The sequence below is a fragment of the Allobosea rubneri genome (assembly GCF_032464875.1).
GTDB lineage: Bacteria > Pseudomonadota > Alphaproteobacteria > Rhizobiales > Beijerinckiaceae > Allobosea > Allobosea rubneri.
In genome coordinates, this window is sequence record NZ_JAWDID010000026.1 from 16,319 (window position 1) to 38,634 (window position 22,316).

Genomic DNA, 22,316 nt, shown 5'->3' on the forward strand with positions numbered 1-22,316 from the left:
CTTCGGGGATGTCCGACGGCATTCGCCGTGAAGCGGGCAAGGCCGCCTGGAGCCGGTCATTCGCCGCCCGCCCGGCGTTTGCGGCCTTCGCGATCCGGATCATTCTCGGCCGTGCCGCGTTGTCGGCTCGAATGGACCGGGGGGTGCGATGGCTATCGGGCAAGAGAACGGGCAGGCGCGCCTGCCGGATTCAAGCAAGGCGGGGTCTCTCGCCGGCACGGCGATCATGCCGGAGGCGTTGCCGCCGCTGCTGGTTCTGGTGGGCGCGATCGCAGTTCTCTATTTCGCGCGGGAGGTTTTCATGCCTCTCGCCATCGCGGTGCTTCTGACCTTCGCTCTGGCGCCGGTGGTCTCGCTCATCCGCAAGACCGGGCTGCCGCGCATGCCGGCAGTCATCGCCGCCGTCACGGCGGCCTTCATCGCGATATCCGCCTTCAGCTTCGTCGTGATGACGCAGGTCGGCGAGCTCGCACAGCAACTGCCGACCTATCAGTCGAACATCCTGACCAAGATCAGGTCGGCCAAGGATACCGGTGCCGGCAGCGGCATCGTCAAGCGGATCACCGACGCCGTCGAACGCGTCGGCAAGGAGATCAGCCAGCCCGAGGATGCCGGAAAGACCCTCGAGAGCCCGCGCCCGGCGAACCCGATCCTGGTCGAGATCTACTCGCCCGAGCGGCCGATCCAGCTGCTGACGAGCATGATCCTGCCTCTGGTCGGGCCGCTCGCGACGGCGGGACTGGTCATTGTGGTGGTGATCTTCATGCTGCTCGAACGGGAGGATCTTCGCGACCGCTTCATCCGCCTGGTCGGCTACAGCGACCTGCACCGGACCACCGAAGCCCTGCAGGATGCCGGCAGCCGGGTCGGCCGCTATCTCCTGATGCAGCTTGTCGTGAACGTGACCTATGGCATTCCGATAGCCATCGGCCTGTGGCTGATCGGCATCCCCAATGCGATGCTCTGGGGCGCGCTCGCCATCATTCTGCGCTTCGTGCCCTATATCGGCCCGGCCATCTCGATGGTGCTGCCGCTCTTCCTCGCCGTCGCCGTCTCGCCGGACTGGTCGCTCGTGCTCTGGGTCGCGGCGCTCTTCCTCGTCATGGAGCTGATCAGCAACAATGTCGTCGAGCCCTGGCTCTACGGCTCGGGAACCGGGCTTTCCCCGCTTGCCATCATCGTCGCCGCGATCTTCTGGACCTGGCTGTGGGGGCCGGTCGGGCTGGTGCTGTCGACGCCGCTGACCGTCTGCCTCGTCGTGCTCGGCAAGCACGTGCCGCAGTTCCGCTTCTTCGAGGTTCTGTTCGGCAGCGAGCCGGTGCTCGATCCCGAGGCCAGGCTCTATCAGCGCCTGCTCGCCAATGACCCGGACGAGGCGACCGACCAGCTCGACGAACTGCTCGAGGAGCAGACCCTGCCCGAGGTCTATGGCCGGGTCGCGATCCCGGCACTGATCCTCGCCGAGCGCGACCGCGCCCGCGGAGTGATGAGCGCCGAGCAACGTGAGGGCGTCGCGGCGACCGCGCGCACGCTGGTCGCCAATCTCAGCGAGCTGGCGGAGCCCAGAGGCGATCCGGATCAGGCCGAGGAGCACGAAGCCTCGCAGAACGGCGAGGCGGCCGGGAGGAATGGGCAGCTGCCGTCCTTGGCTGGCCGGAGCATCCTCTGTCTCGGCGGCAGGAACGCGCTCGACGATGCGAGCGCCGCCATGCTCGCGCAGATCCTCGTCCATCAGGGCGCGGACGCATCGAGCGCCGGCTTCGCCGATCTGGAGGCCGCGCGGCTGCGGGAGCGGCTGGCCGAGGGGCCGGATGCAGTTCTGCTCTGCCTGCTGAGCCGCGATTCCCTGCGCCATGGCCGCTTCCTGGTGCGGCGGCTGAAGCGGGCCAGGCCCGACCTGCGGATCGGCCTGGTGTTCTGGCGCGACGCCGACGAGCCCCGTGGTGCCGATGAAAGCGCCGCCGCGCTCGACGCCGATTTCATCGCCCACGATATCGAGGAAGCGGTTGCCGGGCTCAGCCCCGCGGCAAGCGAGCCCGCAGCGGCGGCTGCGGCCGGTCGAGGGGCCGCATAGAACGAGCGGCATGAAAAAAGCCCGGCGCGAGGCCGGGCTTTCGTCGTCTCAGCAGTTCATGCCGCTCAGTAGCGGTAGAGTTCCGGCTTGAACGGGCCGGCCTGCGCCACGCCGAGATACTTCGACTGCGCGTCGGTCAGCACGGTGAGCTTCGCGCCGACCTTGGCGAGATGCAGCGCCGCGACCTTCTCGTCGAGGTGCTTGGGCAGGGTGTAGACCTTGTTCTCGTACTTGGCGTGGTGGTTCCACAGCTCGATCTGGGCGAGCGTCTGGTTCGAGAACGAGCAGGACATCACGAAGGACGGGTGGCCGGTCGCGTTGCCGAGGTTCACCAGGCGGCCTTCCGAGAGCAGGATGATCCGCTTGCCGTCGGGGAACTCGACCTCGTCGACCTGCGGCTTGACGTTGTCCCACTTGAAGTTCTTCAGGCCGGCGACCTGAATCTCCGAGTCGAAATGGCCGATATTGCAGACGATGGCGCGGTGCTTCATCGCGCGCATATGGTCGACGGTGATGACGTCGCAATTGCCGGTGGCGGTCACGAAGATGTCGCCGCGCGAGGTGGCTTCCTCCATGGTGACGACCTCGTAGCCCTCCATCGCCGCCTGCAGTGCGCAGATCGGGTCGATTTCGGTGACGAGCACGCGGCAGCCGGCCTGGCGCAGCGAGGCGGCCGAGCCCTTGCCGACGTCGCCATAGCCGGCGACGACCGCGACCTTGCCCGACATCATCACGTCGGTGCCGCGGCGGATGGCGTCGACCAGCGACTCGCGGCAGCCATAGAGGTTGTCGAACTTCGACTTGGTGACGCTGTCGTTGACGTTGATCGCCGGGAAGGGCAGGCGGCCGGCCTTGGCGAGCTCGTAGAGGCGGTGCACGCCGGTGGTCGTCTCCTCGGAGACGCCCTTGATCGCGGCGCGGGTCTTGGTGAACCAGCCCGGATTGGCGGCCAGCTCGCGCTTGATCAGCTTGAAGAAGATCGTCTCTTCCTCATTGCCCGGCTTGTCGAGGAAGGCGGCGTTGCCAGCCTCGGCCTCGGCGCCGAGGATGATCAGCATGGTCAGGTCGCCGCCATCGTCGAGGATCATGTTCGGCGTGCCGCCATCGCCCCAGGTCGCGGTGCGCAGCACGTACTCCCAGTACTCCTCCAGCGTCTCGCCCTTGATGGCGAAGACCGGCACGCCCGTCGCGGCGATCGCGGCGGCGGCGTGGTCCTGGGTCGAGAAGATGTTGCAGGACGACCAGCGGACATCGGCGCCGAGCTCGGTCAGCGTCTCGATCAGAACGGCGGTCTGGATGGTCATGTGCAGGCAGCCGGCGATGCGGGCGCCCTTCAGCGGGGCCTTGCCCTTGTGCTCGGCGCGGATCGCCATCAGGCCCGGCATCTCGTCCTGGGCCATGTTGATTTCCTTGCGGCCGTAATCCGCAAGGGTGATGTCCTTGACGACGTAGTCCTGCTTCGACACGGGAGCGCTCCAATCGATGGTTCTGCGATGATGGCGCGTTCTCTAGCAGGGCCGTCGGCCGAGCGCAATCAAAGATATAAAGATGTCTTTATGTGCTTCGCCGGGTAGGCAGAAAACATGTCGTTCTCGGCCAAGCACGAGCGTCTCGTGCCGGGAACGCACGACCTGCATCTCGTTCTGGAGGAGATTCCCGAGCCTGCCCGCCCGGGATTGGAGGTCGAAAGCTACTCGCCTTCGCCGAACTTGTCGGCGACGAGCGCTTCCAGCGCCTTCAGCGCCTCCCGGGCCTCGGCGCCCTGGGCGACCACGGTGATGGTCGAGCCGATGCCGGCGCCGAGCGTCAGGATGCCCATGATCGAGGTCGCGCCCACCGTCTCGCCGCAACGGGTCACGGTGATGTCGGCATCGAAGTTCGAGGCGCATTGCACGAATTTCGCGGTGGCGCGGGCGTGCAGCCCCTTCTTGTTGACGATTTCGAACTCGCCGTGGACGGCGCCGGCCGGGATCTCGACCTCGGGGCAGTCGCAATCCTCTTCGCGCATCTCGTCCAATTCGGGCCTCATTTGCCAGCCAGTACGCGGCTGGCGACCGTGATGTATTTGCGGCCGGCATCCTGCGCGCTGGTGACGGCCTCGTCGAGGGTCTTCTCCTCGCGCACGCTGGCGAGCTTGATCAGCATCGGCAGGTTGATGCCGGCGACGACGTCGATGCGGCCCGGCTCCATCACCGAGATGGCGAGGTTGGAGGGCGTGCCGCCGAACATGTCGGTCAGCACGATGACGCCGCTGCCGGTCTCGACCTGCTCGACGGCCGCGATGATGTCGCGGCGGCGCCCTTCCATGTCGTCATCGGGAGCGATGGCGATGGTAGCGAGATTCGTTTGGGGGCCGACGACGTGTTCAAGGGCGGCGCGGAATTCCGTCGCCAGGTGCCCATGCGTCACAAGCACTAGTCCGATCATTCAACACCACCGGAGAGCGCCTGCGCGCCCGGACAAGGTCGCGGTTTATGCGGCAGGTGCGAAGGATAGGCAAGCCATTGTCTCGAACTCGTCGAATCCGACTTAGCCGGCATCGTGGAAAAGTCCGAGCGCGGCCAGCACCAGACGTTCGTCGCCGGCCCGTCCAGACACTTGCAGGCGCGGCAGGGCGACGCCGGCGAGGGTCTCGACCAGATCTTCCGGCTCCGGCATGCGCTGCGGCTCGGTGCCGCAGTCGACGACGAGGCGGATGACCACCGCGGCGAGATGTGGCTCGGGCGTTAGCCCGAGGCCGCGCCGCTCGACCAGCCCCTCCAGAGGCGCGACGGGCCGGGCGATGAGGCGCCCGGAGCGCGCGGTGATCCGGGTGCGGTCGTCGGATACCAGCCGGGCGAAGCGGCCCTGCGCCTTCGCGAGGCTGATCAGGGCGAGCGCGAGGCTCGACTTGCCGGAACCGGCGGGGCCGCGGATCAGGATGCCGTCCTCGCCGATAGCGACGGCGCCGGCGTGGAGATTTTCAGAGCGCATCGAGGTCATGCCGGTTGCGCGACCGCCGGCAGGCGCACGACGAAGCGGGCGCCGAGGCGCTTGTCCTCGCCCTCAGACTGTTCGGATTCATAGCGGTTCTCGGCCCGGATCGAGCCGCGATGCGCCTCGACGATCTGGCGCGAGATCGACAGGCCGAGGCCCGAATTCTGGCCGAAGCCATGTTCCGGGCGGTCGGTGTAGAAGCGCTCGAAGATCCGTTCCAGCGCGTGCGGCGGAATGCCGGGCCCGTCATCCTCGACGGTGATCAGCACGTCGCCGGCGACGCGCGAGAGCTTGACCCTGACCGGCTTGTCCGCCGGCGAGAAGGAGCGGGCATTCTCGATCAGGTTGACGATCACCTGGCCGAGGCGGGAATCATGGCCGAGCACGCGGAAGGCGCTGCTGCCGGCGGGCGCGGCCGGCCTTTGCCCGCGCCGCTCGACCGAAAGCTCGACCTCCGGCTGGCCTTCGCGGCGGGTCTGGTTCTGCACCGAGACCACCGCCTCGAGCAGCTGCGCGACATCGAGCGGCACCGCGTCGTCGCGGGCGAGCTCGGCGTCGAGGCGCGAGGCGTCGGAAATGTCGGAGATCAGCCGGTCGAGCCGCTTCACATCGTGCTGGATCACCGCGAGCAGCCGGCCGCGCGCCTCGTCGGTCTTGGCGAGCGGCAAGGTCTCGACGGCGCTGCGCATCGAGGTCAGCGGGTTCTTGAGCTCGTGGGCGACGTCGGCTGCGAAGCTCTCGATCGCCTCGATGCGGTCGTAGAGCGCCCGCGTCATCTCGCGGAAGGAGGTCGAGAGATGGCCGATCTCGTCATGGCGGCTGGAGAAGTCCGGTACCTCCTCGCGTGACTTGACCCCGCGGCGGACGCGCTGGGCGGCGTCCGCGAGCTTGCGGATCGGCTCGGCGATGGTGCCGGCCAGCAGCACCGACAGCACGATCATCACGCCGGCGGCGACGGCGAAGACCTGGAAGATGGCGTAGCGCTCGGAGGCGATGACGGCATCGATGTCGCCGCCTTGCGTCGAGAGCAGCAAGGCGCCGCGCACGGCACGGAAGCGCTGCACCGGAACCGCCACCGAGACGATGGTCTCGCCGCGGGTGTTGACGCGCACGACGCTCGCCGGCGAGCCGGCCAGCGCCCTGGCGACCTCGGTATAGGATTTGCCGTTGGCATTGGCGAAATCATCATAGACCGGCAGGTCGGCGCGCCCGAGCCGGTTGCGGAACAGGTTCCAGGTCCGCTCCAGCAGCGGCGGCTCGTCGGATTCGCCGACGCGCGGCAGGTCGAGCCGCATGATGTCGCCGCGCGTATAGAGATTGCGCGAGTCGAGCGTCAGCATCCCGTCCTTGTCGTAGATCCGGGCGCGGGTCTTGGTCGGGGTGACCAGCCGGCGCAGCAGCGGCGCGACCTTTTCCGGATTGATCGAGAAATCGAGCGGATCCTCGGCGATCGAGCCGCTCTCGCCGGCCTGCATCTGCAGGAGCTTGTCGGGGTCGATCGCGATCGTGTCGGTCTCGACCGTGGCCGAGGCCGCGATCGCGCCGGCGATGATCTCGCCCTGGGTCAGAAGGCTCTGGACCCGCGCCTCGATCAGCCCCTCGCGGAACTGGTTGAGATAGAGAAAGCCGACGAGCAGCGCGACGAGCCCGGCGAGGTTGAGCACGACGATGCGCCGCGTCAGGCTCGAGGCGGCGCGGGCCGAGACGGCGCGCAACGCCCGCCGGCCGATCAGCGCCAGCCGGCGGCGCAGCGTCGAACTCCAGCCTGGTGCGGCGGGGCGGGGCCCATCCTGTTCGATCGTCGCCATAACCGGCTCATACCCTCGCCATGCGAGCCTGTGAATCCGTTATCGGCGGCACCGATGCCGGGCTCAGCTCTCCTTGAAGCGATAGCCGACGCCGTAGAGGGTCTCGATCATGTCGAATTCGGCATCGACCTGGTTGAACTTTTTGCGCAGCCGCTTGATGTGGCTGTCGATGGTGCGGTCGTCGACATAGACCTCGTCGTCATAGGCGGCGTCCATCAGGGCGTTGCGGCTCTTCACCACGCCCGGCCGCTGCGCCAGCGACTGCAGGATCAGGAATTCGGTGACGGTCAGCGTCACCGGCTCGCCCTTCCAGGTGCAGGTGTGGCGCTCCGGATCCATGCGCAGCAGGCCGCGCTCGAGCGCCTTGGCGTCCTCGGTGCGGGCGGGGGTGGCGGCGTCCTTGGCGCCGGCCCGGCGCAGGATCGCCTTGACCCGCTCGACCAGCAGGCGCTGCGAGAACGGCTTCCGGATGAAGTCGTCGGCGCCCATCTTCAAGCCGAACAGCTCGTCGATCTCCTCGTCCTTCGAGGTCAGGAAGATCACCGGCAGGTCGGATTTCTGGCGCAGGCGGCGCAGCAGCTCCATCCCGTCCATGCGCGGCATCTTGATGTCGAAGATCGCCAGATCCGGCGGATTCTGCTTCAGCCCGTCCAGTGCCGAGGCGCCGTCGGTGTAGGTCAGAATCCGGTATCCTTCGGCCTCGAGTGCAATGGAGACCGACGTCAGGATGTTGCGGTCGTCGTCGACCAGCGCAATGGTTGGCATAAGGCTTTCATCTTTCGACGTTGCAATCAAAGGGTCCACTCTCGCGCGAGAACGGCCAAAGCATGGCTGCAATCTAGCCAAGCCAAGGCGGTTTCGCTACGTCTTCATCGAAAAACCCGGCAACAACGGAAAAGTGCCATGGCGATCGATCCGATCCGCCCGACCGACGCGACTGCGCGCGGCCTGGCGAAGACCCTCCTGCGCAGTGCGCGCTCGGCCGCCCTGGCGACGCTGACCCCCGACGGGCACCCCTTCGCCAGCCTGACCAGCCTCGCCACGGACGTCGACGGCACGCCGCTGATCCTGATCTCCGCGCTCTCGGGCCATACCGGCAATCTCGAAGCCGATCCGCGCGCCTCCCTGCTGATCGCGCCGGGCGGCAAGGGTGATCCGCTCGCCCATCCGCGCATCACGCTGCTGGCGCGCGCCGAGAAGGTCGAGCGCGACAGCGAGGACGGGCGGCGCATCCGCCGGCGCTTCCTGGCAAGGCAGCCGAAAGCCTCGCTCTACGCCGATTTCCCTGATTTCTCCTTCTTCGCCCTCAAGCTCGAGCGCGCCAGCCTGAATGGCGGCTTCGGCAAGGCCTATGAGCTCGAGGCGTCCGACATCATGAGCGATTGCGCGCAGGCGGCGGCACTGATCCAGGCGGAGGAAGGCGCGGTCGAGCACATGAACTCCGACCATGCCGATGCAATCGGCCTCTATGCGACGGCGCTGCTCGGGGCCAAGGACGGCGCCTGGCGGATCAGCGGCCTCGACCCGGACGGTTGCGATCTCGCCCTCGGCGATCAGGCGCTGCGCCTCAACTTCGACGAGCCGGTGACCAGCCCCGACGCGCTGCGCAAGACATTGGTCGCGCTGGCGGGGAAAGCGCGCGCCGCAGCATGACCGCGACCATTCACCACGCCTGAATTTTTTAAACGATTTAGTTGGAGATCCCCCTATTGCGCGCTTTCCAGGTGACTTGAGCCGGCCTCATCATGCGCCTAAAGAGCCGTCGCATTCATCGCCCTTCGGCGCGGGTCGGCATGGTCTGACCCCGCTACATCCCCAAGCGCCGGCGTCCAAAGCAGGCGGCTACATGGCAGGAGGAATTGCCAGTGGAGACCATCGGTCACGTCAACGCCGCTTACGGCGCCGACAAATTCGGGCTGCAGCGACTCAAGGCGGTCTACTGGAATCTCGAGGCGGCGCGGCTCTATGAGGAGTCGCTGAAGCGCGGCGAGTCGCAGATCGCCCGCGGCGGCGCGCTCTGCGCCGATACCGGCACCCATACCGGCCGCTCGCCCAAGGACAAGTTCGTCGTCAAGGACGCGACCACCGAGAACACCGTCTGGTGGGAAAACAACGGCGCGATCTCGTCCGAGCAGTTCGATGTCCTGCTCGGCGACTTCCTGAAGCATGCCGAGGGCCGCGAGCTGTTCGCGCAGGACCTCTATGGCGGCGCCGATCCGGCCCACCGGGTCAAGGCGCGCGTCTTCACCGAGCTCGCCTGGCACTCGCTCTTCATCCGCAATCTCCTGATCCGCCCCGAGGCGGCCGAGATCGCCTCTTACGTACCCGAGCTGACGATCGTCGACCTGCCGAGCTTCCGCGCCGATCCGAAGCGTCATGGCTGCCGCAGCGAGACGGTGATCGCCATCGACTTCACCCGCAAGATCGTGCTGATCGGCGGCTCCGCCTATGCCGGCGAGATGAAGAAGTCGGTCTTCACCTATCTGAACTACACCCTGCCGACCAAGGGCGTGGTGCCGATGCACTGCTCCGCCAATGTCGGCTCCAAGGACGATCCGGCCGTCTTCTTCGGCCTGTCCGGCACCGGTAAGACCACGCTCTCGGCCGATCCCGACCGCACCCTGATCGGCGATGACGAGCATGGCTGGTCGAAGGACGGCATCTTCAATTTCGAGGGCGGCTGCTACGCCAAGACGATCAAGCTCTCGGCCGAGGCCGAGCCGCAGATCTACGCGGCCTCGCAGCGCTTCGGCACGGTGCTTGAGAACATCGTCATGGATCCGATCTCGCGCGAGGTCGATTTCGACGATCAGACCAAGACCGAGAACACCCGCTCAGCCTATCCGCTCGATTTCATCCCGAACGCTTCGCGCACCGGCCGCGCCGGCACGCCGAAGAACATCGTGATGCTGACCGCCGACGCCTTCGGCGTGATGCCGCCGATCGCCAAGCTGACCCCGGCCGAGGCGATGTACCACTTCCTCTCCGGCTACACCGCCAAGGTCGCCGGCACCGAGCGTGGCCTGGTCGGCGTCCAGCCGGAATTCTCGACCTGCTTCGGCTCGCCCTTCCTGCCGCGGCACCCGTCGGAATACGCCAACCTGCTGCGCGACTTCATCGCCAAGCACCATGTCGATTGCTGGCTGGTGAACACCGGCTGGACCGGCGGCGGCTATGGCGTCGGCCGGCGCATGCCGATCCGCGTCACGCGGCGCCTGCTGACGGCGGCCCTCGACGGCTCGCTCAACCGCGCCGATTTCCGCCGGGATCCCTATTTCGGTTTCGCCGTTCCCACTTCGGTGCCCGGCGTCGAGCCGCACATCCTCTATCCCGTCAAGACCTGGGCCGACAAAGCCGCCTTCGCCGAGACGGCGAAGAACCTGATCGGCATGTTCGCCAAGAACTTCGAGAAGTTCGAGGAGCATGTCGACGATGCGGTGAAGGCGGCGGCACCGACCAACTCGCTCGCCGCTTGAGCGTCTGGCGTTATAGCGTGCTATGAGAGGCGGCGATGAGCCGCCTCTTTCTTTATCTCCTGCAAGCGCTGCTGACGCTCGTGGTTCTCGGAACCACGCTGTGGGGCGTCGGGCTTCTGGTCTTTCGCCTGCCCGGCGCGATCGGCATCGCCGGCGCGGTCGGCTTCGGGCTCGCGGGCCTTGCCGGCGCGGTCGGCCTGTGGACCGGTGCACCGCGGCTGCCCTTGTCCTTCGCCGTGCTCTTCATCGGCCTGCTCGGCTGGTGGCACGGCATGCAGCCCTCGCATCAGCGCGACTGGATTCCCGAGCTTGCCCGGCTGCCTGAGATCACCCGCGAGGGTGACAAGCTCACCGTCAGCAATCTCCGCAATTTCCGCTGGCGCACCGAGGCCGATTACGACCAGCGCTGGGAGACGCGCAGCTTTGACCTGACCAAGGTCGAGGGCGTCGACCTCTTCCTCTCCTACTGGTCGGGCGAGGCGATCGCCCATCTCCTGGTCAGCTTCAACTTCCGCGATTCCCTGCCGCTGACCTTCTCGATCGAGGTCCGGCGCGAGAAGGGCGAGGAATGGTCGTCGCTCGCCGGCTTCTTCCGGGTCTACGAGATGGCCTATGTCGCGGCCGACGAGCGCGACGTCGTCGGCCTGCGTACCCATGCGCGCGGCGAGGATGTCCGGATGTTCCGTCTGCGCGCTTCGCCCGCACAGGCGCGCGAGGTGCTGCTCGCCTATGTCGCGGATGTGAACCGGCTGGCCGCGCAGCCGCGCTGGTACAACACCATCACCACCAACTGCACCACGGTGGTCTACCGGCTGGTCCGCTCGGTCGCGCCCGAGTCGAGCTTCACGCCGCGGCTCGATCCGCGCGTCCTGCTCTCCGGCTATCTGCCGGGCTATCTCAAGGATATCGGCGCGGTCAGGCAGGACATGCCGCTCGACGAGCTCGTGCGGCTCGGCAGGATCAGCGAGCGGGCGAAGGCGATCTCACTCGACGATCCGGATTTCTCGCGCCTGATCCGCGAGGGCGTACCCAAGCCTTAAGACCGGCGCTCAGCCATAGCCGTGCAGCGAGGCGCCATGGCGCTTCAGCCAGGCCTCGGCCTCCTCGGTGCGCGGGCAGAGCTTGTGCGTCAGCGCCCAGAAGCGGTGCGAATGGTTCATCTCCTTGAGATGCGCGACCTCATGGGCGGCGAGGTAGTCGAGCACCAAAGGCGGCGCCAGGATCAGCCGCCAGGAGAAGTTGAGATGGCCCTTCGACGAGCACGAGCCCCAGCGGCTGGTGGTGTCGCGGATGGTGATCTTGCGGGCGGGGATGCCGAGCGTCGCCGTATGGACCCGCACCGCCCGCTCGAGATCGGCGAGCGCCTCGCGGCGCAGGAAATCCTTGACCCGCCTTGCGACATGGGCCGCCTCGCCGCAGACCGTGATGATCGGCTCGCCCTCGCTTGAAGGCGCGGCGCGGGTGACGCCGCGGACCTTGGTCCAGTGCACGATGCGGTGCAGCGTGCCGCGCAGCGGCACCAGCGCGCCGGGCTCGAAGGGCACGCCCACAGGGCGCTTCGCCAGCCGCGCGGCGATCCAGCCGCCGTGGCTTTCAGCAAAGCTGCGGCCGGTGGCGAAGTCGGCGCGCTCCGGCAGGGTCAGGGTGATTTCGCCGGTCGCCTGCGAGACCCGCAAAGTCATGCGCCGCGCCGCGGCGCGGCGCTTCACCGCGACCGGATAAAGCATGCCGGCATGCGCGACCTCGATCCGGTCCGGATCGGGCTGACGCTTGAACAGGGAGAACCGCATCGCCGCGATTGTGCGGGATTCGCGCCGGGAGAGGAAGGGGCGGGCTCGCGGCCCGCCGTCTCAGCCGGCGACCTTCAGCGCCTTGCGGGCGGTGGTGGCGCTGTCGTTGCGGCGCTCGCTGGCGGCCTTCATGTCGAGCGTCAGCATGAAGTCGGAGATCCGCGGCGCGATCTCGGAGCGGAAGCGCGAGCCGTTGAAGACGCCGTAATGGCCGACGCCCATCTGCAGATACTCGGCCCGCAGATCGTCCGGGATGTTGACGCACAGATCATGCGCCGCCTTGGTCTGGCCGACGCCGGAGATGTCGTCCTTCTCGCCCTCGACCGTCATCAGCGCGACGCGGCGGATCGCGGTCAGGTCGACCGGCTTGTCGCGGTGCATCAGCTCGCCCTTGGGCAGCGCATGCTGGACGAAGACCTTGTCGACGGTCTGCAGATAGAACTCGGCCGTCAGGTCCATCACGGCGAGGTACTCGTCGTAGAAGTCTCGGTGCTTCTCGGCCGAATCGCCGTCGCCGGCGACGAGATGCTTGTACATGTCGTAATGCGCGGTCAGGTGGCGGTCGAAATTCATCGCCATGAAGCCCGAAAGCTGCAGGAAGCCGGGATAGACCTCGCGGAAGGCGCCGAGATGCGGGAACGGCACCCGCGTGATGCAGTTGCGGCGGAACCAGTCGGTGCCGCGCTCCATGGCGAGCTGGTTGACCGCGGTGGGCGAGCGGCGGGTGTCGATAGGCCCGCCCATCAGCGTCATCGAGCGCGGCGCGTTCGGGTCGCCCTCGGCCTCCATGCGGGCGATCGCGGCGAGCACCGGCACGGAAGGCTGGCAGACGGCCATCACATGGGTGTCCGGGCCGAGCTTCTGCAGCATGGCGATGACGTAGTCGATATAGTCGTCGAGATCGAAGCTGCCGGCCGCCATCGGCACCAGCCGGGCATCGATCCAGTCGGTGATGTAGACCTCGTGATCGGGCAGGAAGGCCTCGACCGTGCCGCGCAGCAGGGTGGCATAGTGGCCCGACATCGGCGCGACCATCAGCACCTTGGGCTGCGGCTTGCGCCGCTGACCGATCTGGCGGTCGAAATAGATCAGGTTGCAGAACGGGCGCTGCCAGACCACGCGCTCCTCGACCGCGACCTTGACGCCGTTCATCGTAGTGGTGTCGAGGCCGAAAGCCGGCTTGCCGTAGCGGCGCGTCGTCCGCTCGAACAATTCGCAGGAGGCGGCGACCGAGCGGCCGAACGGGGTGTAGGTCAGCGGATTCGCCGGGTTCTTGAAGGCCAGGTGCATGGCGTCGGACACGGCCCGCGCCGGGCTGACCATCATATGAACCGCTTCATAGGCGTGATAGGCGAACGACATGGCAGCCCTTTCGTCCCGGCAGTTACCTTTTCGCAGTGCCAAATCCTGTATGCACTGCAACAGGGGAACGCAGCGTAGATGGAATTTGTTCTCATTCAATCGTTCAAAGGGCTAAGATTTCCTTGTGATGCCGGTTAGACACAGTTTTGCACTGCCGAAGAGCCTCGCCCGTTCCAGAAATTACGCGACCTGACCATGTCCGACCTCTTCCCCGAAGCGCCGGTCCGCGCGCTCCGCCATCTGCGCCTCGACACGCTGGTGCGCCTGCGCTGGCTCGCCATCGCCGGTCAGAGCCTCGCGGTCGCCGGCGTCCATTTCGGCCTCGGTTTCAGCCTGCCTTTCGGCTGGTGCTTCGTGGTGATCGCCGTCTCGGCCTGGCTGAACATCGCGCTGCGCATCCGCTTTCCGCTCAACCACCGCCTGCGCGAGGGAGCGGCGACGGCGCTGCTCGCCTTCGACATCCTGCAGCTCGCGGCGCTGCTCTATCTCACCGGCGGTTTGCAGAATCCGTTCTCGATCCTGTTCCTGGCGCCGGTGATGATCTCGGCGACGGCGCTGCCGCCGCGCCACACGCTGGCGCTCGGCCTGCTGGCGGCTGGGCTTGCGACCCTGCTCACCTTCCTGCACTGGCCGCTGCCCTGGTCCGGCAGCGACCGCCCGGTGCTGCCCCCCTATTACCAGGCCGGAAACTGGATCTCCCTGCTGCTCGGCCTCGGCTTCACCGGCATCTATGCCTGGCGGGTCAGCAAGGAGGCGCATGATCTCTCGGCTGCGCTCGCCGCTACGGAGCTGGTTCTGGCGCGCGAGCAGCATCTTTCGCAGCTCGACGGGCTCGCCGCTGCCGCCGCTCACGAGCTCGGCACGCCGCTGGCGACGATCACACTGGTCGCGCGCGAGCTCTCCCGCCTCGCGCCGCCGGAAGGCGAGATGGCCGACGACATCAACCTGCTGCGCGAGCAGGTCGACCGCTGCCGCGGCATCCTCGGCAAGCTCGCCTCGCTGCAGGATGACGATGCCGGCCCGCTCGACCAGCTCTCGCTCAGCCTCCTGATCGAGGAGGCGGCCGGGCCGCAGCGCCCCTTCGGCGTGCCCTTCGAGATCTCGCTGGTCGGCGACAAGCCGGAGCCTGTCTGCCGCCGCAATCCCGGCATGATCTACGGGCTCGGCAACATCGTCGACAACGCCGTCGACTTCGCGCGCTCGAAGGTGACGATCTCGGCGCAGTGGACGCAAGGGGCCGTCGTCCTGACCATCGCCGACGACGGGCCGGGCTTCACCTCGGAGGTGTTGATGCGCGCGGGCGACCCCTATCTCTCGCGCTCGCACAACAAGGAAACGCGCGCCGGCGGCGGCCTCGGCCTTGGTCTCTTCATCGCCAAGACGCTGCTCGAGCGCAGCGGCGCGGTGCTGGAATTCTCGAACCTGCCGCTGCCGGCGACGGGCGCCTCGATCCGCATCACCTGGCTGCGCGAGGTGTTCGAACGCGATGATCGGCCGCTCGGGGCTTCAAATTTCGAGCTTTCGGCCCCACATGCGACAGCATGATGCCTTGCGGCGCGTCGCCGCGCCGGACAATCGATGCCGGATTGGTGTCGATGCGAGACTCGCAAACGGGTGCTTCGCATCGGGTCCGTTCCGGCTCTAGAGTAAGGAGCCGGGCCGGGGCCCGGAGGAGATGAAGGCGATGGAAGCGGCTCTCAACGCAGGCCAGGCTCAGGACGGCGCAGGCAGGGACATGTCCCTCTTGATCGTCGATGACGACAAGCCCTTCCTCAACCGTCTCGCCCGGGCCATGGAAGGCCGCGGCTATCTCGTCCGCATCGCCGAGTCGGTCCAGGCCGGCATCGCGGCTGTCGAGGAGTCCGCGCCTGCCTTCGCGGTGATCGACCTGCGCCTCGGCGACGGCAACGGCCTCGATGTCATCGCCCGGCTCAAGGAGAAGCGGCCGGATGCGCGCGGCGTCGTCCTCACCGGCTATGGCAATATCGCGACTGCGGTCAGCGCGGTGAAGCTCGGCGCCTATGATTTCCTGGCGAAGCCCGCCGATGCCGACGAGATCCATTCGGCGCTCGCCGCCTCGCCCGATTCGCGCCCGGTCCCGCCGGAGAACCCGATGTCGGCCGACCGGGTGCGCTGGGAGCACATCCAGCGCGTCTACGAGCTCTGCAGCCGCAATGTCTCCGAGACGGCGCGCCGCCTCGGCATGCATCGGCGTACCCTGCAGCGCATCCTGGCCAAGCGCGCCCCGCGCTGAGCGCGGCCCGTCGCCTGGCCTGCGGTTCTGCGAAGATGAAAGAGACGCGGCGCGCCTATCGCGCGCCTGAATCGCCCTTGTGGTCGTGCAGGAACCGGGCGATCCGGGTTTTCAGCTCCATCGCGTCATAGGCCTCGCCGCTGACAGCGCGCTGGAAAATGACGCGCTGGACCGGCGTCGGCAGCTGATGCCATTCGCTGACCACCCCGGCACCGAGGCATTCCAGGACGCGGCGTTCCGCATCCCCGAGTTCGCCCTGCTCATATCGAACTGCCGAAGGCAAAACCGGGGCGCCGCCTTCCCCCTCCCAGCGCGCGAGAGAAGAGACGAGGTCTTCGGGTGCGGTCGGAGGCTTGGGAGCTTTTTCCGCCATGCCTCATGATTGCACATTTCCGCGGCGGCGGCCATTGCGGGCTTCCGGAGGCAGGAACGTCGCCTCGCCTCAGCCGCCCTTGCAACGGCCCTTGTCGCGACGCAGGTCGATGGCGACATCGGCGAGTTCGGCGCGCATGCCGCAATAGGTCGCCCTGCAGGAGCCGCCGGGATCACGCGTCGTCAGCCTTCCAGCCGGCGAGACGACGAGCGTGAGCCGGCACGGACCCTTGACCCCTTCGAGCTCGAGCTGCCAGCCGGTGCCCGCCGGCCGGCCGATGCCCTCGAGCCCGCAGGTGTGTCCGGCCTGGCCGAGATGATCGAGGCTGATCTGGGCGTTGCCCGAGGGCTCGACCTCGATCCTCAACTGCGATGCGCGGCTGGCGAAGCAATAGCGGCCGGGCCGGCGCAGGCCCTCCGGCCCGGACGCAGCGTTCGTTGGGGCGGCGGAGGCGGCGCGCACGCCGCGGCATGGCGTGGCGGACAGTCGCCAGCGATGGTCCCGGGTCAGCGAGGCGATGTCGGCAATCTTCCAGCCCTCGCCCGCCCGCACGAAATCGAAGCGGAAATGGTTGGCTATGCCCAGGCTGCGGAAACGGGCCTCGACCACCGCGCGCTCGCCCTCCTGCCGGGTTTCCAGCCGCAAGGTGCGGGCGATCTCCCGCTCATCGTAATCCTGGCCGATGACGTGCAGGCCGAAATCGATGCATTCGTCGCGGTCATTGGCATCGAAAAGGCGCACCAGCGCCGGCTGAAAATAGCGGTTGCGCGCGTCGGGTGCCCGCATGCGGTGGATCGAGCTTCTCGTCCCGCCGCCCTCGTAGATGCCGCGGACGATCTCCTCGGGCGTCTGCGCGGCGACGCTGCCCGCGGTCGCGATAAGGCCGAGCATGGCGGCCGCAACCCAGTTCAAGAGCTTCATCCCGACACCTCCCCAAGGCCGGTCGAGCCCAACCGGTTAGCGCAAGCGCCGCCAGGGGTCATGCACTCTAAGGCGGTAATCCGATCAGGCCCGCCGGGCGTCAGCGCGCGTCGGGGTCCTCCAGCGCCGCGAGCCGCCCGGCCGCGAGCTTGGCGAAGGCGATGGTCAGCATCTTGCGCCGGGCCGGGGCGAGCGGGTGGCGCGGCGCCTCGCGCAGCATCTCGCCGCCCCAGGCGTCGGCGACGATCAGGCCGACATCCTCCGGGATGATCTCGTGCGGAAATTCGGGCGCGACGGCGAACAGGAAGGCATCGCAATAGTCGCGGTAGTCCGGCCACTTCCCGTCGACGCGGTAATCCTCCAGGCTCGACTTGACCTCGACCACCAGCAATTCGCCGCTCGACGACAGCGCGACGATGTCGCCGCGCCTGCCATTGGCGAAGGTCATCTCCTTGACGATGGCGTAGCCGCGGTCGCGCAGATGCCGGGCCGCGCCGCGGCAGACCGCGCGGGTGACCTCCGGCCGGGTCGGGGCCGGGTTGAGGGCGGATTCGGTCGTGCTCATGTTCGCATGTTCTGCTTTTGTGCCTGTCGGTGCAAGCCGGAATGCCGCTTTGCAGCGATGCCACTGCAACAAGCCCTTGCGGCCGGCCGAAGGCTGGCTATGGTCCGCCCGCCTTGGAAACCTTAGCCCCAGCCCTGTCGACCATCCTCGCTGCCGCAGGCCTCGCCTGGTGGTTCTGCCGGCTGCTGCGCCCGCTGATGATGCGCTATGCCCTGGCGCGGCCCAATGCCCGCTCGAGCCATCGCATCCCGACGCCGCAGGGCGGCGGCATCGCCGTGCTCGCCGGCGCCTTCCTGGCACTGGGGCTGGTGCCCTTGCTGTGGCCGCTGCCGGCGGGAGCCGGTGCCGGCCTGCTCGTGGTGGTCGGAGCCGCGGTCCTCGTCGCCTTCGTCGGCGCCTGGGACGACATCCGTCCGCTCCCCGCGAGCCTGCGTCTCGTCCTGCAGGTCGTCTGCGTCGCGCTGGTCGTGCTGCAGGGGGCGCCGGACATCCGCCTGCTGCCCGAGGTGCTGCCGCTCTGGGCCGAGCGTGGCCTCGCCATCCTGGCCGGCGTCTGGTTCGTCAACCTCGTCAACTTCATGGACGGCATCGACTGGATCACGGTGGCCGGCATCGTGCCGCTCTGCGCCGCGCTGGTGCTGGCGAGCCTTCATGGCGGGCTCGATCCCGCCGCCGGCCTGCTCGCCGCCGCGCTGCTCGGCGGGCTCCTCGGCTTTGCCCCGTTCAACCGCCCGGTGGCGCAGATCTTCCTCGGCGATGTCGGCTCGCTGCCGCTCGGCCTGCTCACCGCCTATCTGCTCTATCGCCTCGCCGGCACGGGCGCACTGGTCGCGGCGCTGATCCTGCCGCTCTACCATGTGATGGATTCGACCATCACGCTGTTCCGTCGCCTCGCGCGCGGCGAGAAGGTCTGGCAGGCGCATCGCTCGCATTTCTACCAGCAGGCCACCGATAACGGCTTCTCGGTCAGCGAGATCGTGGCGCAGGTGGCGCTGCTCAACCTCGCCCTGGTCGTCCTCGCCGGCTTCACCATGGTTTTCCCGGGCCTCTGGGCCCAGCTTGCGGGCCTCGTGGGCGCGCTCCTGCTCGTCGGGCTGCTGCTGCGCCGCTTCGCCCGCCGGCGCCCCGCATGAGCGGCGAGCGCGTCCTCGTCACCGGAGCGAGCGGCTTCGTCGGCCGTCATCTCCTGCGCGAGCTTGCGGCCGCGGGCTACAAGGTACGGGCGGCGGTCCGGCGCCCGGAGCCGGAGATCGCGGGGGTCGAGCAGGTCGTCATCGGCGATCTTTCGGGCGTCGTTCACTGGGGCGCGGCACTGGCCGGTGTCCGTCATGTCGTCCATGGCGCCGGTCTCGCCCATGCCGATTCCGAGCTGCCGGAGGAGGCCTATCGGCGCGTCAACACGGACGCGACCCTGGCGCTCGCCGATGCCGCACGGGCGGCCGGTGTCGCCCGCTTCGTCTTCCTGTCCTCCATCCGGGCCCAGAGCGGCCCGGCCAGCGACCGGCCGCTGAGCGAAGGCGATGCGCCCGCGCCGACCGATGCCTATGGTCGCTCCAAGCTTGTGGCCGAGTATGGGCTGGCGGAGCGCGACCTCGACTGGGTCGCGCTGCGGCCGGTGCTGGTCTACGGGCCGGGCGTCAAGGCCAACATGGCCGGGCTGGTCAGGCTGGCGCGCCTGCCCTTTCCGCTGCCGCTCGGCGGGCTCAAGGCGCCGCGCTCGCTGCTCGCGGTCGAGAATCTCTGTGAAGCCGTGATCTTCGCGCTCGGCGAGGCCTGTCCGGCCCGCCGCAGCTACATCGTCTCCGATCCCGGTGCGCTCGGCGTGGCGGACATGCTCGCGGCGATGCGCGCCGGGCTCGGGCGCCGGCCGGGGCTGATCGCGGTGCCGCCGGCCCTGCTCGGGTTCGCGGCGCGCCTCCTCGGTCGTCCGGGGGTCTATGAGCGGCTCACGGGCGGGCTTGTGGCGCCGCCCGATGCCCTGCTCAGCGCTGGCTGGCAGCCGCGGCTGGCGACGAAAGCTGCGCTGGCGCGTCTGTCGGCGTCGCCGGCTGGCGAAGTCTGAAGTCCGGGATCGCTTCGTCCAGCACCGCCTCGGCCCCGCGCCGGTCATGGGCGGCGACGGCGCGCTCCAGCTCTTCCAGCCAGGCGAGCATGCGCTCGCGCCCCGCGAAGATCGGCTTGGCCGCCATCACCCCGTCGAGCCCGGTCTCGGCCATCGGCTCGTCCTTGGCGAACAGGATTTCGTTCAGGCGTTCGCCCGGGCGCACGCCGGTGACGGCGATCTCGATATCGGTGCCGGGCTCGTAGCCGGCGAGGCGGATCATGCGCTCGGCGAGATCGATGATCTTCAGCGGCTGGCCCATCTTCAGCACGTAGACTGCGGCGCGGTCGTCGGCCAAGTCGTGCTCGGGTGCGTGCGAGGCGGCGCTCAGCACGAGGTCGCAGGCCTCGCGGATGGTCATGAAGTAGCGGATCATGTCCGGGCTGGTCACGGTGACCGGCCCGCCGCGCTCGATCTGCGCCTTGAATTTCGGCACCACCGAGCCGACCGAGCCGAGCACGTTGCCGAACCGCACGGCGACGAGGCGCATGCCGCGATTGCCGGCAGCGAATTCGGCGTCGCGGGCCTGCGCATACATCTCGGCGAAGCGCTTGGTCGCGCCGAGCATCGAGACCGGCTCGATCGCTTTGTCGGTCGAGATCATCACGAAGATGCCGGCGCCGGCAGCGATCGCCGCCTCGGTGACGGTGACCGAGCCGAAGATGTTGGTCTTGATGCCCTCGCCCCAGTCGGCCTCGAGATAGGGCACGTGCTTCAGCGCCGCCGCGTGGATGACGATGTCGGGCGCGAAAGCCTTGAACAGCGGGCCGATGCGGCCTTCGTCGCGGACATCTGCGAGCGCGCCGGTGACGCGCATCGGCAGGTCCTGCGCGGCGAGCGCCTCGGTGACATGGAACAGGGCGGGCTCGGAGCTTTCGACGACCAGCAGCTCGGCGGCGCCGAAGGCGGCGCAGCGCAGGCAGATCTCGGAGCCGATCGAGCCGCCGCCGCCGGTGACGATGACGCGCTTGCCCTTGAGGAAGCCTTCCAGCCGCTCGCGGTCGATCTTGACCGAGGGACGCACCAGCAGGTCCTCGATCTCGAGCGGCGCGAGTTCGCTGCCGCGCATGCCTTCGCCGAGCGTGTCGAGCCGCGAGATCGGGATGGCGAGCTTGCGCGTGCGGGCGAGCCATTTGTCCGGCTCCGCCTCGGGCAGCAGCGCGCTCGGCGCCGCGACGATGCGGCGGAAGGGCTCGCCGCGCTCGGAAGCGTCGGTCGCGATCTGCTCGATCTGCGAGAGCAGGCCCAGCACTGGCACGCCGCGGATCGACTGGCCGAGATCGTCCCTGCGCGGCGATAGGATGCCGTCAGGGCGCATCTTGCCCATCGTGCCGGCTTCCATGGCGCGAATCACGATCTCGACATCGGCGCTGCGGCCGAGCAGCAGCGCCGGCAGCGTCGCCTCGCGGGCGGCATGGTGCTTCGAGCGCGAGTATTTGAAGTAGCGATAGGCCAGACGCGGGCCGCCGAGTAGGGCGGCCTGGACCAGCCAGTACAGGACGATCGCGATCTTGCCGAAGTAGAAATAGCCGTAGAGGTTCGGCGCGACGAGCACATAGTCGACGACCAGAAGGGTCAGCGCCAGGATGCTGACCGCCCTCACGATGTTCGACAGGTCCGGCAGCGAGGCGAAGCGCCATTTCGAGCGGTAGAGCTGGAAGAACCAGTAGACGACGCCGGCATAGGCCACGAAGAACGGCAGGAAGCTCGGCAGGTCGCGCATGCGCTCGTCGAATTGCGCGCCCTCGAAGCGGACGGCGAAGACGAACAGAATCGCCAGCGCCGTCATCGCCAGGTCGTGGACGATCACGGCGAGCTTCTTGGCGCCTTGTTTGGTGATTTTCAGCATGCGCGGCGGGGTATCCCGCTCTCGTGAAGCCTTGTCAACGCAAGGCAGGCGGCAGGGTCGCTTTCCCGTCGATAAGCCGGCGGTTCAGCCGGCCGCCGCCCGGTAGCCGAGACCGGCGAGAACGAAGTCGATCATCTCGTCGACGCCGGGGCCGGGCAGAGCGCCGCATTGGGTGAGCAGCAGCGGATTGCAGAAGCGGATCATCGCGGCACGGACGCAATAGGTGGCGGTGCGCGCATCGCCGGCGGTGAATTCGCCCTTGGCCATGCCGTCGGCGACGACGCCGCGCAGGATCGCGTCATAGCGCTCGACATGGGCGCGGATGACGTCCCAGCTCTCCTCCATCGCGCAGGCGACCATTTCGTGCAGCCGCTGATTGTCGAGATAGCGGGCCGAGTTGAGCCGGCAGGTTGTCGTCAGGATCTCGCGCAGCCGTTCGGCCGCCGGGCGCTTTTCGGCCGCGATCGCCGTCACCAGCGCCTCGAGCTCGCCCATCGAGCGCTCCGCGACGGCCTCGTTGATCGCCTTCTTGGAGTCGAAGAAGCGATAGACGTTGGCGGGGCTCATCCGCAGCGACTTGGCGATGTCTGCGACGGTTGTCTTCTGATAGCCGATCTGGCGGAAGAACCGCTCGGCGACATCAACGATGTCCTGCCTGGTATCGCGCTCTAAACTGGTCATGCCAAGCGGCTTCCCGCTCCGGTTGCTCTCGTGTCGAAAGGACGCCATCAGTCATTATGACGTTTTTCGTCAATCGTCAACAATTT

At 67.9% G+C, this 22,316-nt stretch carries 21 protein-coding genes; 8 read left to right on the top strand and 13 right to left on the bottom strand.

Annotated features, from left to right (window positions below):
• The first annotated feature begins 148 nt into the window (after nt 1–148).
• The gene (locus RKE40_RS16990) at nt 149–2,074 is read left to right on the top strand and encodes an AI-2E family transporter (protein WP_390893409.1); all 1,926 of its coding nucleotides are present in this window, start codon (nt 149–151) and stop codon (nt 2,072–2,074) included.
• A gap of 65 nt (nt 2,075–2,139) precedes the next feature.
• On the opposite strand, the gene ahcY is transcribed toward RKE40_RS16990, so the two are convergent.
• The 6 genes from ahcY to RKE40_RS17020 form a co-directional block, all read right to left on the bottom strand.
• Complete coding sequence (gene ahcY / locus RKE40_RS16995) at nt 2,140–3,540, bottom strand: adenosylhomocysteinase (RefSeq protein WP_316019414.1); 1,401 nt, start codon at nt 3,538–3,540, stop codon at nt 2,140–2,142.
• Nucleotides 3,541–3,764: 224 nt separating this feature from the next.
• The gene (locus tag RKE40_RS17000; RefSeq protein ID WP_390893412.1) at nt 3,765–4,082 is read right to left on the bottom strand and encodes an HPr family phosphocarrier protein; all 318 of its coding nucleotides are present in this window, start codon (nt 4,080–4,082) and stop codon (nt 3,765–3,767) included.
• A 17-nt stretch (nt 4,083–4,099) separates the two neighbouring features.
• Nucleotides 4,100–4,501: a PTS sugar transporter subunit IIA gene (locus RKE40_RS17005; RefSeq protein ID WP_066473161.1), complete on the bottom strand. Its 402-nt coding sequence runs from the start codon at nt 4,499–4,501 to the stop codon at nt 4,100–4,102.
• A gap of 102 nt (nt 4,502–4,603) precedes the next feature.
• Nucleotides 4,604–5,047, bottom strand: coding sequence for an HPr kinase/phosphorylase (locus RKE40_RS17010; RefSeq protein ID WP_316019416.1), 444 nt, complete (start codon nt 5,045–5,047; stop codon nt 4,604–4,606).
• A 5-nt stretch (nt 5,048–5,052) separates the two neighbouring features.
• A complete protein-coding gene (locus RKE40_RS17015) occupies nt 5,053–6,858 on the bottom strand; it encodes a stimulus-sensing domain-containing protein (protein WP_316019417.1) in 1,806 nt (601 codons plus the stop codon).
• A 63-nt stretch (nt 6,859–6,921) separates the two neighbouring features.
• Nucleotides 6,922–7,623 carry a response regulator transcription factor gene (locus RKE40_RS17020; RefSeq protein ID WP_316019418.1) on the bottom strand — a complete coding sequence of 234 codons (702 nt, stop codon included), beginning with the start codon at nt 7,621–7,623 and terminating at the stop codon, nt 6,922–6,924.
• A 138-nt stretch (nt 7,624–7,761) separates the two neighbouring features.
• Between RKE40_RS17020 and RKE40_RS17025 the strand changes: the two genes are divergently transcribed.
• The 3 genes from RKE40_RS17025 to RKE40_RS17035 all read left to right on the top strand — a co-directional run bounded on the left by RKE40_RS17025 (nt 7,762) and on the right by RKE40_RS17035 (nt 11,374).
• Nucleotides 7,762–8,511 carry a HugZ family pyridoxamine 5'-phosphate oxidase gene (locus RKE40_RS17025; protein WP_316019419.1) on the top strand — a complete coding sequence of 250 codons (750 nt, stop codon included), beginning with the start codon at nt 7,762–7,764 and terminating at the stop codon, nt 8,509–8,511.
• A 212-nt stretch (nt 8,512–8,723) separates the two neighbouring features.
• Entirely contained in the window at nt 8,724–10,334 is a 1,611-nt protein-coding gene (locus tag RKE40_RS17030; protein ID WP_316019420.1) for a phosphoenolpyruvate carboxykinase, read from the top strand.
• A gap of 35 nt (nt 10,335–10,369) precedes the next feature.
• Nucleotides 10,370–11,374 carry an Lnb N-terminal periplasmic domain-containing protein gene (locus tag RKE40_RS17035; protein ID WP_316019421.1) on the top strand — a complete coding sequence of 335 codons (1,005 nt, stop codon included), beginning with the start codon at nt 10,370–10,372 and terminating at the stop codon, nt 11,372–11,374.
• 9 nt (nt 11,375–11,383) lie between these two features.
• Here the strand turns inward: RKE40_RS17035 and RKE40_RS17040 are convergent, their stop codons facing one another.
• Both RKE40_RS17040 and RKE40_RS17045 read right to left on the bottom strand, forming a co-directional pair.
• Entirely contained in the window at nt 11,384–12,124 is a 741-nt protein-coding gene (locus RKE40_RS17040) for a M48 family metallopeptidase (RefSeq protein ID WP_316019422.1), read from the bottom strand.
• A gap of 60 nt (nt 12,125–12,184) precedes the next feature.
• Nucleotides 12,185–13,486: a polyhydroxyalkanoate depolymerase gene (locus RKE40_RS17045; RefSeq protein WP_316019423.1), complete on the bottom strand. Its 1,302-nt coding sequence runs from the start codon at nt 13,484–13,486 to the stop codon at nt 12,185–12,187.
• A gap of 195 nt (nt 13,487–13,681) precedes the next feature.
• Here RKE40_RS17045 and RKE40_RS17050 point away from each other — a divergent pair, with 195 nt between their 5' ends.
• Together RKE40_RS17050 and RKE40_RS17055 are read left to right on the top strand one after the other, a co-directional pair.
• Nucleotides 13,682–15,031: an ActS/PrrB/RegB family redox-sensitive histidine kinase gene (locus RKE40_RS17050; protein ID WP_316019424.1), complete on the top strand. Its 1,350-nt coding sequence runs from the start codon at nt 13,682–13,684 to the stop codon at nt 15,029–15,031.
• A gap of 130 nt (nt 15,032–15,161) precedes the next feature.
• Nucleotides 15,162–15,740 (top strand): ActR/PrrA/RegA family redox response regulator transcription factor, encoded by a 579-nt coding sequence (locus tag RKE40_RS17055; protein ID WP_316019425.1) that lies wholly within the window; start codon nt 15,162–15,164, stop codon nt 15,738–15,740.
• A 55-nt stretch (nt 15,741–15,795) separates the two neighbouring features.
• On the opposite strand, the gene RKE40_RS17060 is transcribed toward RKE40_RS17055, so the two are convergent.
• From RKE40_RS17060 to mmcB, 3 genes are all read right to left on the bottom strand, one after another.
• Entirely contained in the window at nt 15,796–16,113 is a 318-nt protein-coding gene (locus tag RKE40_RS17060) for a hypothetical protein (RefSeq protein WP_316019426.1), read from the bottom strand.
• A gap of 69 nt (nt 16,114–16,182) precedes the next feature.
• A complete protein-coding gene (locus RKE40_RS17065; protein WP_316019427.1) occupies nt 16,183–17,034 on the bottom strand; it encodes a hypothetical protein in 852 nt (283 codons plus the stop codon).
• Between the two features lie 100 nt (nt 17,035–17,134).
• Entirely contained in the window at nt 17,135–17,599 is a 465-nt protein-coding gene (gene mmcB, locus RKE40_RS17070) for a DNA repair putative endonuclease MmcB (RefSeq protein ID WP_316019428.1), read from the bottom strand.
• A 113-nt stretch (nt 17,600–17,712) separates the two neighbouring features.
• Here mmcB and RKE40_RS17075 point away from each other — a divergent pair, with 113 nt between their 5' ends.
• Both RKE40_RS17075 and RKE40_RS17080 read left to right on the top strand, forming a co-directional pair.
• On the top strand, nt 17,713–18,732 hold the full coding sequence (locus tag RKE40_RS17075; RefSeq protein ID WP_316019429.1) for an MraY family glycosyltransferase: 1,020 nt from the start codon (nt 17,713–17,715) through the stop codon (nt 18,730–18,732).
• Nucleotides 18,729–19,661 (top strand): NAD-dependent epimerase/dehydratase family protein, encoded by a 933-nt coding sequence (locus tag RKE40_RS17080; protein WP_316019430.1) that lies wholly within the window; start codon nt 18,729–18,731, stop codon nt 19,659–19,661. The genes RKE40_RS17075 and RKE40_RS17080 overlap by 4 nt, the downstream gene beginning before the upstream one ends.
• Here RKE40_RS17080 and RKE40_RS17085 read toward each other — a convergent pair.
• Entirely contained in the window at nt 19,582–21,540 is a 1,959-nt protein-coding gene (locus RKE40_RS17085) for an SDR family NAD(P)-dependent oxidoreductase (RefSeq protein WP_390893413.1), read from the bottom strand. The two genes, RKE40_RS17080 and RKE40_RS17085, sit on opposite strands and share 80 nt — an antisense overlap.
• 93 nt (nt 21,541–21,633) lie before the next feature.
• Nucleotides 21,634–22,230, bottom strand: coding sequence for a TetR/AcrR family transcriptional regulator (locus RKE40_RS17090; RefSeq protein ID WP_316019432.1), 597 nt, complete (start codon nt 22,228–22,230; stop codon nt 21,634–21,636).
• Between the last annotated feature and the right edge of the window lie 86 nt (nt 22,231–22,316).

Excerpts from the sequence above, each read along its gene's own strand:
- RKE40_RS16990 (WP_390893409.1), top strand. The coding sequence starts at position 149 with ATGGCTATCGGGCAAGAGAACGGGCAGGCGCGCCTGCCGGATTCAAGC.
- RKE40_RS17000 (WP_390893412.1), bottom strand. The coding sequence starts at position 4,082 with ATGCGCGAAGAGGATTGCGACTGCCCCGAGGTCGAGATCCCGGCCGGC.
- RKE40_RS17005 (WP_066473161.1), bottom strand. The coding sequence starts at position 4,501 with ATGATCGGACTAGTGCTTGTGACGCATGGGCACCTGGCGACGGAATTC.
- RKE40_RS17010 (WP_316019416.1), bottom strand. The coding sequence starts at position 5,047 with ATGCGCTCTGAAAATCTCCACGCCGGCGCCGTCGCTATCGGCGAGGAC.
- RKE40_RS17015 (WP_316019417.1), bottom strand. The coding sequence starts at position 6,858 with ATGGCGACGATCGAACAGGATGGGCCCCGCCCCGCCGCACCAGGCTGG.
- RKE40_RS17020 (WP_316019418.1), bottom strand. The coding sequence starts at position 7,623 with ATGCCAACCATTGCGCTGGTCGACGACGACCGCAACATCCTGACGTCG.
- RKE40_RS17025 (WP_316019419.1), top strand. The coding sequence starts at position 7,762 with ATGGCGATCGATCCGATCCGCCCGACCGACGCGACTGCGCGCGGCCTG.
- RKE40_RS17035 (WP_316019421.1), top strand. The coding sequence starts at position 10,370 with ATGAGCCGCCTCTTTCTTTATCTCCTGCAAGCGCTGCTGACGCTCGTG.
- RKE40_RS17040 (WP_316019422.1), bottom strand. The coding sequence starts at position 12,124 with ATGCGGTTCTCCCTGTTCAAGCGTCAGCCCGATCCGGACCGGATCGAG.
- RKE40_RS17045 (WP_316019423.1), bottom strand. The coding sequence starts at position 13,486 with ATGTCGTTCGCCTATCACGCCTATGAAGCGGTTCATATGATGGTCAGC.
- RKE40_RS17050 (WP_316019424.1), top strand. The coding sequence starts at position 13,682 with ATGTCCGACCTCTTCCCCGAAGCGCCGGTCCGCGCGCTCCGCCATCTG.
- RKE40_RS17055 (WP_316019425.1), top strand. The coding sequence starts at position 15,162 with ATGAAGGCGATGGAAGCGGCTCTCAACGCAGGCCAGGCTCAGGACGGC.
- RKE40_RS17060 (WP_316019426.1), bottom strand. The coding sequence starts at position 16,113 with ATGGCGGAAAAAGCTCCCAAGCCTCCGACCGCACCCGAAGACCTCGTC.
- RKE40_RS17065 (WP_316019427.1), bottom strand. The coding sequence starts at position 17,034 with ATGAAGCTCTTGAACTGGGTTGCGGCCGCCATGCTCGGCCTTATCGCG.
- mmcB (WP_316019428.1), bottom strand. The coding sequence starts at position 17,599 with ATGAGCACGACCGAATCCGCCCTCAACCCGGCCCCGACCCGGCCGGAG.
- RKE40_RS17080 (WP_316019430.1), top strand. The coding sequence starts at position 18,729 with ATGAGCGGCGAGCGCGTCCTCGTCACCGGAGCGAGCGGCTTCGTCGGC.
- RKE40_RS17090 (WP_316019432.1), bottom strand. The coding sequence starts at position 22,230 with ATGACCAGTTTAGAGCGCGATACCAGGCAGGACATCGTTGATGTCGCC.